Source organism: Moorena sp. SIO3H5 (assembly GCF_010692395.1).
Lineage (GTDB): Bacteria > Cyanobacteriota > Cyanobacteriia > Cyanobacteriales > Coleofasciculaceae > Moorena.
Window position 1 is genome coordinate 1 of record NZ_JAAHHS010000179.1, and the last position, 14798, is coordinate 14798.

Consider the following 14798-nt stretch of genomic DNA (forward strand, 5'->3'; position numbering starts at 1 on the left):
GATTTTGGCTATGCCGGGAGTTATAGCGCTACGGGCAAGGCAAAAGGCAAAAGGCAAAAGGCAAAAGGCAAAAGGCAGAAGGCAGAAGCTAAAAATAAATTGTGAGTAATTTTTATTACCTACTCCCTACTCCCTACTCCCTGCTCCCTACTCCCTACTCCCTACTCCCTGCTCCCTGCTCCCTGCTCCCTACTCCCTACTCCCTACTCCCTACTCCCTACTCCCTTTGCAATATGAGTGCTGAAACTAGACCCCAAGAGCTGCAAGCTGAACAACTGTTAGACTTAGCAGCTAAATCAGGAGCGACTAGTGCAGAGGTTTATCAGTCCCAGACGCTTTCTCGTCCTGTGTTTTTTGAAGCGAATCGGCTCAAACAAATCGAAAGTAGTCAATCGGAAGGCACAGCGCTACGGTTATGGCGAGACGGACGTCCAGGACTAGCAGTGGGCTATGGAGCAGTGGCAGCCCAAGATTTAGTAGACCGGGCAATGGCCATGACTGCACTCAATGAACCGGAATCCATAGAACTGGCTGATGGCCCTAGCGCTAACTATTCCGATTCACCAGAAACTATACCGATAGAAGAACTAGTAACAATGGGCTCGGATGCGATCGCATTAATTCGCGATGCCTACCCAGAAGTGTTGTGTAGCGCTGAGTCGGAATGGGAGTCAGAAACCACTAGCCTAATTAACTCCGAAGGATTACATTGCTCTTACACTGACACTAGTCTCAGTTATTTCCTTGGGGTTGAATGGGTTAGGGGTGAAGACTTTTTAAGTGTTGGTGATAGTACAGAAATTCGATTAACCCCATCTGAGCCTAAAGAAAGCCTAAACACTAAAAAAGTCCTAGACCAAATCTTACAACGGCTCAACTGGGCAACGGAAAATGTCTCTACTCCCAGTGGTCGTGTGCCAATTTTGTTGACCTCTAAAGCAGCGGATTTGCTATGGGGCACTGTGGAAGCAGCCTTAAATGGAAAACGGGTACTTGAAAAAGCCACCCCCTGGAGTGATAGTCTAGGTCAGGTGGTTACCTCAAAAAACCTGACCCTGTTTCAACAACCCAATCCTGAATTTCCCTACACTTGTCCCTTTGATGATGAAGGCACCCCTACCCAATCCCTCGTATTTATCAGTGAAGGGCAATTGCAACAGTTTTTTTGCGATCGCACTACCGGTCGCCTACTCGGAACTGGCACAACAGGCAATGGATTTCGCCCTAGCCTAGGCAGCTACCCAACCCCTGATCTAGTCAACTTACTGATTAAACCAGGCCAAGGGTCACTCAATGACTTAATTGGGCAATTAGACGAAGGATTAGTCATAGACCAGATTCTTGGGGGTAGTGCTGGCATCTCTGGTGACTTTTCCGTCAATGTTGAGTTAGGCTATCGGGTGCAACAAGGAAAAATTATTGGTCGAGTCAAAGACACCATGGTAGCTGGGAATGTCTACAACACCCTTAAGCAATTAGTGCTACTTGGTGATGATGCTGAATGGCAGGATAGCATCTACACACCTTCTCTAATTGTGGAAGGACTATCGGTAACCTCTAGTAATTAGTCGGTCAGTTGTAACTACAGAAATTATCCTGGTATCGACAAAGTACCTAGGAATAATCACTAATGAAAATTAACTCATGATCAATCAATGATCAATCCCATTACCCAATGGCTGATCCCGAAAAGAAGTCTTGCCCTTGCCGAAGCCTGTCTGATTGGATTGGTCTCAGGACTCTCAGCAGTATTACTCAAATACAGTATTGGCTGGTTAGGGAGTTGGCGGCTTCAAGCATCTGCGATCCTACCCCCTAGCTTTGCCCTACCCGCTTTTGGACTCTGCTTAGGATTACTGTGCGGATTCCTGATTGAGTTTATAGCACCAGAGGCAACTGGCAGTGGCGTACCTCAGATCAAAGGTGCCCTTGCTCGGTTTCCCATCGCCATGAATTTACGGGTGGCTGCGGTCAAGTTGATCACTACGATCCTATCTCTGGCGGCAGGAATGACCATGGGACGGCAAGGCCCAACCGTTCATATTGGGTCAGCTTTGGCAGCTCAATTGACTCGCTGGGTACCCACCTCTCCTGATCACCGACGTCAAATGATTGCTGCTGGGGCTGGGGCTGGATTAGCCGCTGGGTTTAATGCTCCCCTGGCTAGTGTAGCCTTTATCTTTGAGGAACTGTTACCAGATTTATCTAATATAACACTAGGTAGTGCTATTCTAGCATCCTTTATTGGTGCCGTGGTTTCCCGACTATTGGGTGGAGGGACCCTAGACCTTAATCGGGAACTAAGCAACTTTTCCAGCACCTTTGACGCTCGTGAGATTCCCTTCTATTTATTGTTAGGAGTGTTGGCTGGATTACTAGCAGCTTTGTTTAATCAGGGAATTCTGGCCAGTCTGAATTTTTACGACCGCTTCAAGCTCAGTTTACCATTGCGGATTGGTATAGCCGGAATGCTTAGTGGATGTATTGTAGCACTGCTACCGAAGCAGTTCCATAACAACAGTGGTTTGCGGGAGTTGTTGCTCAGTGGTAATGTCGGCTGGAAATTTACCTGTCTTGCTTTTGTAGTCTACTTCTTACTGACCATAATTGCTTATGGTTCTGGAGCACCAGGGGGGTTGTTTCATCCCTCCCTAGTATTGGGTTCCGCATTAGGCTATTTAGTTGGCATCGGTGAGTATCACCTGCTCGGATTAGGTTATCCGATTACCTACGCCTTGGCAGGGATGGGAGCATTTTTTAGTGCCGTTTCCAAGGTACCAATCACAGCGATTTTGATCGTTTTTGAGATGACAACGGACTTTAATCTAGTCCTACCGTTAATGATCACCTGTGTGGTTTCCTACCTAGTTGCGGATCAATTAGCCAAAGGGTCTCTCTATCAACGTTTGTTGGAGAGGAAAGGCTACAGCTTGCCTCAAGTAAAGGTGGATAAAAGTACCTTAGTTGGTTTGAAAGCATCTGACATCATGCAGCGCCGGGTAGAAACCCTAGGGAGTCAGATGACTTTAGATCAAGCCATTCAGACCTTTAGTAACTCTAGTCATCGGGGCTTTCCAGTAGTTGAACAGGGTAAATTGGTCGGGATCATTACTCAGGAAGATATTGCCAAGAACCGAGACCGACTGCCAGGGAATATCCATATAAAAGAGGTGATGACTCTACAACCGATAACAGTTAGACACAATGATACTTTAAGCCACGTTCTCTACATTCTTAATCGTTATCAACTCAATCGCTTACCTGTTCTAGAAAGTAGAAAGTTAGTTGGAATCATTACCTTTAGTGATATTATTCGTGCTGAAGCTAACCAACTTAGTGGGGAAAAAGAGCAGCTAGGACCAAGTCCTGATCCCTCCTATGGCGTCTATTATACTCGCGCTCCAGCTACCGGTAGTGGAAGAATGTTGGTTCCCTTAGCTAATCCCCAATCAGCACCAGTATTGTTGGAAATAGCTACTGCTATTGGCCGCGATCGCGACTATGAACTTGAGTGTTTGCAGGTAATACCTATCTCCCGCAGCACTAGTCCTGCTCAGACAGCAGTTGATACTACTAAAAGTCGCAGATTGCTAAGGCAAGCGGAAAGGCTAGGGCGACGGTGGGAAATGCCAGTTCACACCCAAATCCGGATATCCCACGATACCGCTCAAGCAATTCTAGAAACTATTAAACAACGACATATTAATCTGATTTTGATGGGATGGAAAGGAGCACCATCTAATAGTCCTAATCAGATTTTTGGTAATATTATCGATACCTTGATTCGACAAGCTCCCTGTGATTTAGTCTTGCTGAAATTACCCCAAGGCAAGGAAGTAGTAAAAGATGTTAAATCTGCTAAGTACGGTTCACTAGCTAAGACCTGGAAGCGTTGGTTAATCCCCATTGCTGGTGGACCGAATTCTAGCCGTGCCCTACAATTAATTCCGATACTAGCAACCCTTGCTAAAGCAGAGCAAATCGTAGTAACTCAGGTTTTTAACCCTCAAGCTGGGGAACCTGTAATGACTAGCTTGGAAAAAGCTACCTATTTCCTCAAACAGCAACTCAAAGGTATTTGTGATGTGGCATCAATTCCAATCCGTTCCTATTCTGTTTCTGATGCTTTAATTCGTTTAGCCAAGGCTCAAAAGTATGATGTAGTCGTGATCGGAGCTAGTCGAGAGGGATTATTGGAGCAAGCGATCCATGGCAATATTCCAGAAGCGATCGCACGGGGTGTTGATAGTACTGTGATTTTGGTTAGGGAAGCGCTTCATTAACTAGGAACAGGGAACAGGGAACAGGGAACAGGGAGCACAGCTGATGGCTGACAGCTGATGGCTGACAGCTGACGGCTTAATGCTTACCGACAGTTGTTAAGATCAAACTCATCAGTCGGACAAAAATTGAGGTCATCTCATGTCACTTGCCAAACCCTCATTTAAAAAAGTTATTCTCCCCCATCCGGCCAAAGACACCCTGCCCACCATGTATGATTTACCCAGTGAAATTGTTGGGGAACCCGGTTTGCCGGACGAATTTCATCTTTGGCAAGCACAACTGTGTAGTGAGACGTTTTGTCCTGCGAATTATGAGAGCGATCGCGTTTTTGTAGCCACTGATTTATTTTTGTATTACGACCCGAACCATACTACTTGGTACAAACGAACGGACTGGTTTGCCGTAGTAGGGGTTTCTCGATTCTACGAGGGACGAGACCTCAGAATGAGTTATGTGATTTGGCAAGAAGAGGTGAGACCGATTGTTGCCATAGAATTTCTATCTCCGAGTACACTAGATGAAGACCTGGGTTACAGTCAAGGAACAGGAGAACCACCCACCAAATGGGAAGTGTACGAGCAAATTTTAGCCATTCCCTACTATGTTACCTTCGATCGAGTCAGCAATGAATTGCGAATTTTTAAGTTAGAAGGCGGCAGCTATCAACTCCAAACCATAGACAATTCTAAATTTTGGATCCCTGAGTTGCAATTGGGTATAGGGCTATGGCGTGGGGAATATCGGGGATTAAATCGGTTGTGGCTACGTTGGTATGATCAACAGGAAAATTCGATTGCCACTAACGCAGAACGAGCTGAACTTGAACACCAACGAGCTGAAATTGAACGTCAACAGAAAGAACTGGCTCAACAACAAGCTCAACAAGAACGCCAACAGAAAGAACTGGCTCAACAACAAGCTCAACAGGAAAGTCAACGAGCTGAACTTGAACGCCAACAGAAAGAACTAGCTCAACAACGAGCTGAACAACTAGCAGAACGGTTACGACAGATGGGTATTAATCCCGATGAGATTTAACAGCTGTCTGAGTTTTTATGTAAGCTATCACTTTTCAGCTATCAGCTATCAGCTATCAGCTATCAGCTATCAGCGATTAGCACTACGCGAACAGCTTTTAGTTATCAGCTTAAGCGCTACGCGCACCCTACGCGAACAACTTTTAGTTATCAGCTTCAGCCTGAAGGCTGAAGGCTGAAGGCTGAATGTATAATTCCCAATTCTTAATTATTAATTCTTCATTATAAATTATTCTTAGCAAACTTCCGCAGTTTAGGATCAGGGTCATGCTCTGCTCTATCTTGCAATAAAGACCGGGTTTGGGAATGGTTAGGATAATATTTGAGGATGGCCTCAAGAGCTATTTTTCGAGGATTGTATGTCCTTTGTCCCTTATGCTCAAAGGGGTCATGGCGAGTGCGATCGCATAAAAATTCCCATAACCAAGGCTGGTCTTGCCCACCTTCAGCTAACTGTTCAAATGAATAGTGATAAGAGCCAGCCCATTCTTCAAGTAGGGGTAAGATATATGGGTGGTCTTTCCAACCTTGAGCTAACTGTTTAATTGCTGTAGCTCGCACCCTCGAATCAGGATCAGAGCGAGCCCATTCTTGGAGTAGGGCTAAGGTATGGCGATGGTCTTGCCAACCTTGAATTAACTGTTCAATTACTTGATCTCGCAGATCCGAATCAGGATCAAAGCGAGCCGATTCTTCTTCAAGTAGGGGTAAGAGATATGGGTGGTCTTGCAAACATTGAATTAACTGTTCAATTAAGAGATCTCGCAGATTCAAATCAGGAGCAGAGCGAGCCCATTCTTGAAGTAGGGCTAAGGTATGGCGATGGTCTTGCCAACCTTGAGTTAACTGTTCAAGTACTTGAAGTCGCACCCTGGAATTGAAATCAGAGCGAGCCGATTCTTGAAGTAGGGCTAAGGTATGGCGATGGTCTTGCCAAGCTTGAGCTAACTGTTTAATTGTTGTAGCTCGCACCAACAAATCAGTATCAGAGCGAGCCGATTCTTGAAGTAGGGGTAAAGTATCTCGATGGTCTTTGTAACCTTGAGCTAACTGTTTAATTGCTGTACCTCGCACCAAAAAATGACTATCACAGCGAGCCGATTGTTGAAGTAGGGGTAAAGTATCTTGGTGGTCTTTGTAACCTTCAGCTAACTGGTAAATTGCTGTACCTCGCACCAAAAAATGACTATCACAGCGAGCCCATTGTTGAAGTAAGGGTAAAGTATCTTGGTGGTCTTGGTAACCTTCAGCTAACTGTTCAATTGCTGTACCTCGCACCAACAAATCTTTATCCGAGCGAGCCCATTGTTGAAGTAGGGCTAAGGTATCTTGCTGGTCTTTGTAACCTTGAGCTAACTGTTCAATTGCTGTAGCTCGCACCGACGAATCTTTATCAGAGCGAGCCGATTCTTGAAGTAGGGGTAAAGTATCTCGATGGTCTTTGTAACCTTGAGCTAACTGTTTAATTGCTGTACCTCGCACCGACGAATCTTTATCAGAGCGAGCCCATTGTTGAAGTAGGGGTAAAGTATCTTGCTGGTCTTTGTAACCTTGAGCTAACTGTTCAATTGCTGTAGCTCGCACCGACGAATCTTTATCAGAGCGAGCCGATTCTTGAAGTAGGGGTAAAGTATCTCGATGGTCTTTGTAACCTTGAGCTAACTGTTTAATTGCTGTACCTCGCACCGACGAATCTTTATCAGAGCGAGCGGATTGTTGAAGTAGGGGTAAGGTATCTCGGTGGTCTTTGTAATCTCGAGCTAACTGTTCAATCGCTGTACCTCGCACCCACGAATCACTATCAGAGCGAGCCGATTCTTGAAGTAGGGGTAAAGTATCTGGTTGGTCTTTGTAACTTTGAGCTAACTGGTAAATTGCTGTACGTCGCACCCACGAATCTTTATCAGAGCGAGCCGATTTTTGAAGTAGGGCTAAGGTATGGCGATGGTCTTTGTAACCTTGAGCTAACTGTTTAATTGCTGTACGTCGCACCCACGAATCACTATCAGAGCGAGCGGATTGTTGAAGTAGAGGTAAAGTATCTCGGTGCTCTTTGTAACCTTGAGCTAACTGTTTAATTGCTGTATCTCGCACCCACAAATCTTTATCAGAGCGAGCCCATTGTTGAAGTAGGGGTAAGATATCTGGGTGGTTTTGCCAATTGGTGGCTACTGCTACAACAGCGTTAGCGCAAATATTAGTATGACTGAATCTTTTGGTATTTTGAGCATACTCAATTAAGTCTTTGACACGATTCAGTAATCTATCATCCGTTAATTTAATCTCATACCGATTCCTAACCTCAGACAAACAATCCCCTGCCAGAAATAAATTATTAAATTTATATCCTTCTCCATCTTGTGCCATCAAGTACTCAATAATTTCTCCACCTTTCTTAGAATCAACCATGCCCACAATCAATCTCAGCACTTCATGCCAAGATTGATCCCGCCAGTGCTTACCAAATACTTCAGTTTTTAACTGTTCTAGGGAAATCTCCTGTTTTTTCTCAAATTTTCTGACAAATTCCCAAGCACAAAAATATTCCAAAAATGTCCGATGCACAAAAGCGTAATAATCGGCTCCCATGAAACACAAGATAAAATTGCGGGTGCGCAACTGATTAATCATTACCTTAGCAACCGCTCTGGGATTAGTAACTTCCCGTAACTTCAGCTCCTCTTTGATAATCCGTTCTAAATCTTCGCCACTAATCAGATTTCCTGCTAATCCTGCTTGATTGCCCTGCATGAAATATGCTAGTTTGGCTAGTATCTGTTGCTTATCTTTATAATCAATCGTCTTCGGGTCAACACGATTATCTTCTAGTAATGCTCGTTCCACATCCCATTGATGGAGCAGTAATCGAGAGGATTGGTTATAGAGTTCAGAGCGGTCACGAGGCAAGTCTTGATTGCGATTCAGGATTGCCATCATCGTTAGTAATAGGGGATTTTGCGCCAATTGTCGAATCGGGGAGGATGTCTTGATTGCCTTTTGTAAGCGCTCCCTTTTCCTAACTTTATCGGCTTGATCAGTAAAGGTTAAATCATGCCACTGCTGGATAAAGGTTTGAATTTGTTCCGACTCCAAGTCTTGGAGCATAAGATGACGAAATTCAGCATCCCTTAGCCGTTGGGGTTTATAACCAATTACCCGAGATGTCACAATTACTCGTACCTTAGGATAGGTATTAGTAAAGCGATGAATATCCGTAATCACATCTTCTCGTTTCCCTGGCTCAAACACTTCATCCAAGCCATCAAACATAACTAACACCTTACCAGCTTTTAACTGCTGATCAAGGTCATGTTGATTGAGATGACATATCGCTCCACTGCTTTGATGGCAGAATTCCAAGAAGTTATTACATTGTCCACTATCGCGATTCCGGATATAGGTGCGTAATTCAATCAGTAAGGGAATTAGTACAGAACTGTCAGTAGTTATATCAGTTCTTGCCCAATTTAATGCTAAATATTGCAGCAACGTAGATTTACCAGAGCCTGGGTCTCCTAAAACCACCAAATAGCGATAGCCTTGTGATTCCTTAATTACATCCAATACGGATTTTATCGGCTGTTGATAATAACGCTCTTTAGCGTCTTCCAACTCCTTTTGGTCAATTTCCTTATCTAGTTGACCACTCTCTAGCAGTTTTTGATAATAATCCTTAGGCAGCTCATGAATCGCCTCCGGCATCAAGTCATGAACCTCTCGCACATTTTGGGCGATAAATATCTTCCAAAGTTTTAGTTCATTATAAGCACAGCCACTAGTATCTAAACTATCTAATTTAACATTACCATAGCTCTCTAGGAGTGCTTCTTGATATTCCCTTAAGTCAAAATCTGGGGTAATTCCTGCTTTCGTGTTTTCTGCGATCGCTTCCAAGGTTTGGGAATCCCGGATAGGCCGTAAATCATCGGATTCCCGAATAATGGTTTTTACTTCCTTGAGATACCGTTTACCAATATAGTGCCAATCAAATCCTTCTGGTAATGGTAATAAGTCAAGCTCAATCCAAGTCTTATCTAATTTTTCGGTATCTATTCGTTTACAGCGATCCTTAAACGCACTTCCTAGGATAGCTTTAATGGATTGATTTTTAATATACTGCTTGAGGGTTTTATTATACTGTTTTACGTCTTGCTTAGATAAATCAGCATCTTCCAATTCTTCCTCCACTAAATCCATAAATTCTTTTAAGGATTTACCGAAGAGTTTCTTCTGGGTATTTTGATCCGATAGTCCGGTATACTCTTTGATAGACTCTTTGAAAAAATCTTTCGTGTAGTCTTCTAGAGCTTCTTTCGCCAACGGACCAATTACTTCCTTGGCCAGATAGCCACCAGCACTAGAAAGTCCCCAAATTGCTAACCAATCCAGCATCTTATTGGTAGTTATTTTTTATTTTATCTATCATTATAGACAAAAGGCAATCACTTTGACCTGATGGTGCGTTACGGGACGGACTATCTCAACACTTGCTATGGCTTGCGTCTTGGCGAGCCCGTCCCTAACACACCCTACGCCTTCATTCTAAATTCTTCATTCTAAATTCTTCATTCTTCATTCTAAATTCTCCTTAGCAAACTTCCGCAGTTGAGGATCGGGGTCATGCTTTGCTCTATCCTTTAATAAGGATCGGGTTTCGGAATGGTTAGGATAATATTCCAGGATGGCATTAAGAGCTACTTGTCGAGGATTTTCATCCCAGTCTTCCTTACGGTCAAACGGTTTATGGAGAGTGCGATGCTCTGAAATAGGCGCTACGCGATTACATAAAAATTCAAATAACCAAGGCTGGTCTTTCCAACCTTTAGCTAAATGTTTAATTGCTGTACATCGCACATCCGAATCAGTATCACAGCGAGCCGATTCTTGAAGTAGGGCTAAGGTATCTGGGTGGTCTTGGTAACCTCTAGCTAACTGTTCAATTGCTGTAACTCGCACCTGCCAATCTTGATCACAGCGAGCCCATTGTTGAAGTAGGGCTAAAGTATCTCGGTGGTCTTGGTAACCTTTAGCTAACTGTTCAATTGCTGTAACTCGCACACTCGAATCAGCATCAGAGCGAGCCCATCGTTGAAGTAGGGCTAAAGTATCTCCGTGGTCTTTGTAACCTTTAGCTAACTGTTTAATTGCTGTAACTCGTACCCACGAATCTTTATCAGAGCAAGCCCATTGTTGAAGTAGGGCTAAGGTATCTTGGTCGTTTTTGTAACCTTTAGCTAACTGTTCAATAGCTGTAATTCGTACCCACGAATCCGTATCATAGCGAGCCAATTCTTGAAGTAGGGCTAAGGTATCTTGGTCGTCTTTGTAACCTTTAGCTAACTGTTCTATTGCTTTACATCGCACATCGGAATCAGTATCACAGCGAGCCAATTCTTGAACTAGGGCTAAGGTATCTTGGTCGTCTTTGTAACCTTTAGCTAACTGTTCTATTGCTCTACATCGCACCTGCCAATCTTGGTCAGAGCGAGCCAATTCTTGAAGTAAAGCTAAGGTATCTGGGTTGTCTTTGTAAGCTTTAACTAACTGTTCTATTGCTGTAGATCGCACCCAGGAATCTTTATCATAGCGAGCCAATTCTTGAAGTATGTCTAAGGTATCTATGTTGTTTTTGTAAGTTTTAACTAACTGTTTAATTGCTCTACATCGCACCTCCGAATCAGTATCACAGCGAGCCGATTGTTCAAGTAGGGCTAAGGTATATGGGTGGTCTTTGTAACCTTTAGCTAACTCTTCAATTGCTCTAACTCGCAACTCTGAATCAGTATCACAGCGAGCCGATTGTTTAAGTATGGCTAAGGTATCTGGGTGGTCTTTGTAACCTTGAAGTAACTGTTCAATTGCTCTAACTCGCACCCACGAATCAGTATCAGAGCGAGCCAATTCTTTAAGTAGGGCTAAGGTATCTGGGTGGTCTTTGTAACCTTGAACTAACTGTTCAATTGCTGTAGCTCGCACCCACAAATCAGTATCAGAGCGAGCCAATTTTTTAAGTAGGGCTAAGCTATCTCGGTGGTCTTTGTAACTTTTAGCTAACTGTTCAATTGCTCTAACTCGCACCCAAAAATCAGCATCAGAGCGAGCCAATTTTTTAAGTAGGGCTAAGCTATCTCGGTGGTCTTGCCAATGGGTGGCTACTGCTACAACACCTTTAATGCGAATATCACGGAGTAAGTTGGCCTCATCTCTATACTTGTTATCAGTAGAATTTAGATCATCATGAATTAAGTCTTTGACGCGATTCAGTAATCTAATATTTGTTGATTTAATCTCATACCGATTCCTAACCTCAGATAAACAATCCCCTGCCAGAAATAAATTATTAAAATCATCCTCTACTCCACCTTGTGCCATCAAATACTCAATAATCTCTCCACCTTTGTGGGAATCAATCATGCCCACAACCAACTGCAGAGCTTCATGCCAATATTCATCCCGCCAGTGCTTACCAAATACCTCAGTTTTCAACTGTGCTAGGGAAATCTCCTGCTTTTTCTCAAATTTCCTGACAAATTCCCGAGCACAGAAATATTCCAAAAATGTCCGATGCACAAAAGCGTAGTAATCTGCTCCCATTGAACAAAAGATAAAATTGCGGGAACACAACTGATTAATCATTTCCTTAGCAACCGCTTTAGGATTCCTAACCTCCCGTAACTTCAGCTCCTCTTTGATAATCCGTTCTAAATCTTCCCCACTAATCAGATTTCCCGCTAATCCCCCTTGATTACCCTGCATGAAATATGCCACTTTTCCCAATATCTGTTGCTTATCTTGATAATCAATCCTCTTCGGCTCAACACCATTATCTTCTAGTAATGCTAGTTCCACATCCCATTGATGGAGCAGTAAGCGAGAAGATTGGTTATAGAGTTCAGAGCGGTCACGAGGCAAATCTTGATTGTGGTTCAGGATTGCCATCATCGTTAGTAATAGGGGATTTTGCGCCAGTTTTAGAATCCGAGAGCATGTCTTAATGGCTTTTTGTAAGCGCTCCTGTTTCCTAACTTTATCGACTTGATCAGTATAGGTTAACTCATGCCACTGCTCGATAAACGTTTGAATTTGTTCCGACTCCAAGTCTTGGAGCATAACATGACGAAATTCAGCATCCCGTAGCCGTTGAGGTTTATAACCAATTACCCGAGATGTCACAATTACTTGTACCTTAGGATACTTATTCGTAAAGCGATGAATATCAGTAATGACATCTTCTTGTTTCCCTGGCTCAAACAGTTCATCCAAGCCATCAAACATAACTAAGACTTTACCAGCCTTTAAGTGATCATCAAGTTTATTTTGATTCAGATGACATATCGTTTCACTACTTTGATGGCAGAATTCCAAAAAATCCTGACACTGTCCACTATCGCGATTCCGGATATAAGTGGGTAAGTCAATCAGTAACGGAATCCGTAGAGAACTTTCAGTAGTTAGATCGGTTCTTGCCCACTCCAATGCTAAATACTGGAGCAAGGTAGATTTACCAGAGCCTGGGTCTCCTAAAACCACCAAATACCGATAGCCTTGAGAGTTCTTGATCACATCCAATATGGATTGAATTGGCTGTTGATAATAAACCTCTTTAGCTCGTTGCAACTCCTTTTGGTCAATGTCGTGATCTAGTTCACCACTCTCTTGCAGTTTTCGATCATCATCCTTAGGCAGTTCATGAATCGCCTCCGGCATCAAGTCATGAACCTCTTGCACATTTTGGGGAATAAATATATTCCAGAGTTTTAGTTCATTATAAGCACAGCCACTAGTATCCAAACTATCCAATTTGACATTACCGTAGCTCTCTAGGAGTGCTTCCTGATATTTCGTTAAGTCAACATCTGGGGTAATTTCTGGTTTAGTGTTTTTTGCGATCGCTTCCAAGGTTGGGTAATCTCGGATAGGCCGTAACTGATCGAATTTTCGAATAGTATTTTTTACTTTATCATTGTTATTCTTTTTTACTTTTCTGATATAGCTTTTACCAATATAATACATAGTGTCAATCAAATCCTTCCGGTAATTCTAATAAGTCAAGCTCGATCTAAGTCTTCGCTAATATATCGGTATCTATTCCTTCGCCGTTGGCCACCCTACGCCAACACAGCCATACTTGAACGCACTGCCCAGGATAGCTTTAATGGATTTATGTTTAATATACTGATTGAGAGGTTTACTATACTGTTTTAATTCTTGCTTAGATAAATCAGCATCTTCCAATTCTTCTTCCACTAAAGCCATAAATTATTTTAAGGCTTTACCAAAAAGTTTTTTTCTGGGTATTTTGATCCGATAATCCCGTATACTCTTTGATGGATTCTTTGAAGAAGTCTTTGGTGTAGTCTTCTAGAGCCTCTTTGGCCAAAAGACCAATCACTTCCTTGGCCAGATAGCCACCAGCACTAGGAATTCCCCAAACTGCTAACCAATCCAGCATGATATTGGTAGTTGTTTTTTGGTTTATTTATCATTTCATTATAGAGCAAAGGGAGTAGGGAGTAGGGAGTAGGGAGTAGGGAGTAGGGAGTAGGGAGTAGGGAGTAGGGAGTCGGGAGTCGGGCATCGGGAATCGGAACAGCGTTTTTCATAACTATTAGGTGCGCTTGACCCATTAAGAATTAAATTCGCCACGGGTCGCACCTGAGGTACACAGGATTTTTCTCTTTCCTGTTCCCTGTTCCCTGTTCCCTGTTCCCTGTTTCCTGTTCCCTGTTCCCTACTCCCTACTCCCTACTCCCTTGCTAAGATCAAACTCATCAGTCGGACAAAAATTGAGGTGATCTCATGTCTGTTGCCAAACCCTCATTTAAAAAAGTTATTCTCCCTCATCCGGCCAAAGAAACCCTGCCCACCATGTATGATTTACCCAGTGAAGATCCAGAGGAGCCGGGTTTGCCTGACGAATTTCATAGTTGGCAACCACAACTGTGTAGTGAAACATTTCGCCCTCCCAATTATGACAGCGAAAGGGTGTTTGTCGCCAGTGACTTAAATTTATATTATGACCCCAAACATACCGCTTGGTATAAACGACCGGATTGGTTTGCCGTAGTAGGGATTTCCCGATTCTACCAGGAACGAGAGCTAAGAATGAGTTATGTGATCTGGCAAGAAGAGGTCAGACCAATTGTGGCGATAGAGTTGCTCTCTGGGAGCACCAGAGATCAAGACCTCGGTTACAGTGAAAGAACGGCAGAACCACCCACCAAATGGGAAGTGTACGAGCAGATTTTAGCAATTCCCTACTATCTCACCTTCGACCGAGTCAGCAATGAATTGCGAATTTTTAAGTTAGATGGCGGCAGCTATCAACCCCAAACCATAGACAATTCTAAGTTTTGGATCCCTGAGTTGCAATTGGCTATAGGGCTATGGCTTGGTCAATATCGGGGATTAAATCGGTTGTGGCTACGTTGGTATGATCAACATGGGAATTGGATTCCCACTGACGCTGAACTTGAA

Annotated in this window: 9 protein-coding genes; 4 read left to right on the forward strand and 5 right to left on the reverse strand. The window is 43.3% G+C overall.

Translation table 11 applies throughout. The features are described from left to right. Nucleotides 1-233 precede the first annotated feature (233 nt). From F6K52_RS19315 to F6K52_RS19325, 3 genes are all read left to right on the forward strand, one after another. Complete coding sequence (locus F6K52_RS19315) at nt 234-1568, forward strand: TldD/PmbA family protein (RefSeq protein ID WP_293081098.1); 1335 nt, start codon at nt 234-236, stop codon at nt 1566-1568. Nucleotides 1569-1655: 87 nt separating this feature from the next. Continuing rightward, entirely contained in the window at nt 1656-4283 is a 2628-nt protein-coding gene (locus F6K52_RS19320) for a chloride channel protein (RefSeq protein WP_293081073.1), read from the forward strand. Nucleotides 4284-4422: 139 nt separating this feature from the next. Then, on the forward strand, nt 4423-5322 hold the full coding sequence (locus tag F6K52_RS19325) for a Uma2 family endonuclease (protein ID WP_293081076.1): 900 nt from the start codon (nt 4423-4425) through the stop codon (nt 5320-5322). Between the two features lie 221 nt (nt 5323-5543). Here F6K52_RS19325 and F6K52_RS19330 read toward each other — a convergent pair whose 3' ends face one another. From F6K52_RS19330 to F6K52_RS19350, 5 genes are all read right to left on the reverse strand, one after another. Further along, complete coding sequence (locus F6K52_RS19330; RefSeq protein WP_293081079.1) at nt 5544-9713, reverse strand: HEAT repeat domain-containing protein; 4170 nt, start codon at nt 9711-9713, stop codon at nt 5544-5546. A gap of 180 nt (nt 9714-9893) precedes the next feature. Next, complete coding sequence (locus F6K52_RS19335) at nt 9894-13346, reverse strand: HEAT repeat domain-containing protein (RefSeq protein WP_293081082.1); 3453 nt, start codon at nt 13344-13346, stop codon at nt 9894-9896. A 60-nt stretch (nt 13347-13406) separates the two neighbouring features. Further along, complete coding sequence (locus F6K52_RS19340; RefSeq protein ID WP_293081085.1) at nt 13407-13577, reverse strand: hypothetical protein; 171 nt, start codon at nt 13575-13577, stop codon at nt 13407-13409. A gap of 16 nt (nt 13578-13593) precedes the next feature. After that, nucleotides 13594-13773, reverse strand: a complete 180-nt coding sequence (locus tag F6K52_RS19345; RefSeq protein ID WP_293081088.1) for a hypothetical protein — start codon at nt 13771-13773, stop codon at nt 13594-13596. A 38-nt stretch (nt 13774-13811) separates the two neighbouring features. After that, the gene (locus F6K52_RS19350) at nt 13812-13967 is read right to left on the reverse strand and encodes a hypothetical protein (RefSeq protein ID WP_293081091.1); all 156 of its coding nucleotides are present in this window, start codon (nt 13965-13967) and stop codon (nt 13812-13814) included. A 153-nt stretch (nt 13968-14120) separates the two neighbouring features. Here F6K52_RS19350 and F6K52_RS19355 point away from each other — a divergent pair. Continuing rightward, on the forward strand, nt 14121-14798 hold a 678-nt coding region (locus F6K52_RS19355; RefSeq protein ID WP_293081095.1), incomplete at its 3' end, for a Uma2 family endonuclease.

Coding starts and splice junctions, on each gene's coding strand:
- F6K52_RS19315 (WP_293081098.1), top strand. CDS start 234: ATGAGTGCTGAAACTAGACCCCAAGAGCTGCAAGCTGAACAACTGTTA.
- F6K52_RS19320 (WP_293081073.1), top strand. CDS start 1,656: ATGATCAATCCCATTACCCAATGGCTGATCCCGAAAAGAAGTCTTGCC.
- F6K52_RS19325 (WP_293081076.1), top strand. CDS start 4,423: ATGTCACTTGCCAAACCCTCATTTAAAAAAGTTATTCTCCCCCATCCG.
- F6K52_RS19330 (WP_293081079.1), bottom strand. CDS start 9,713: ATGCTGGATTGGTTAGCAATTTGGGGACTTTCTAGTGCTGGTGGCTAT.
- F6K52_RS19340 (WP_293081085.1), bottom strand. CDS start 13,577: ATGGCTTTAGTGGAAGAAGAATTGGAAGATGCTGATTTATCTAAGCAA.
- F6K52_RS19345 (WP_293081088.1), bottom strand. CDS start 13,773: ATGCTGGATTGGTTAGCAGTTTGGGGAATTCCTAGTGCTGGTGGCTAT.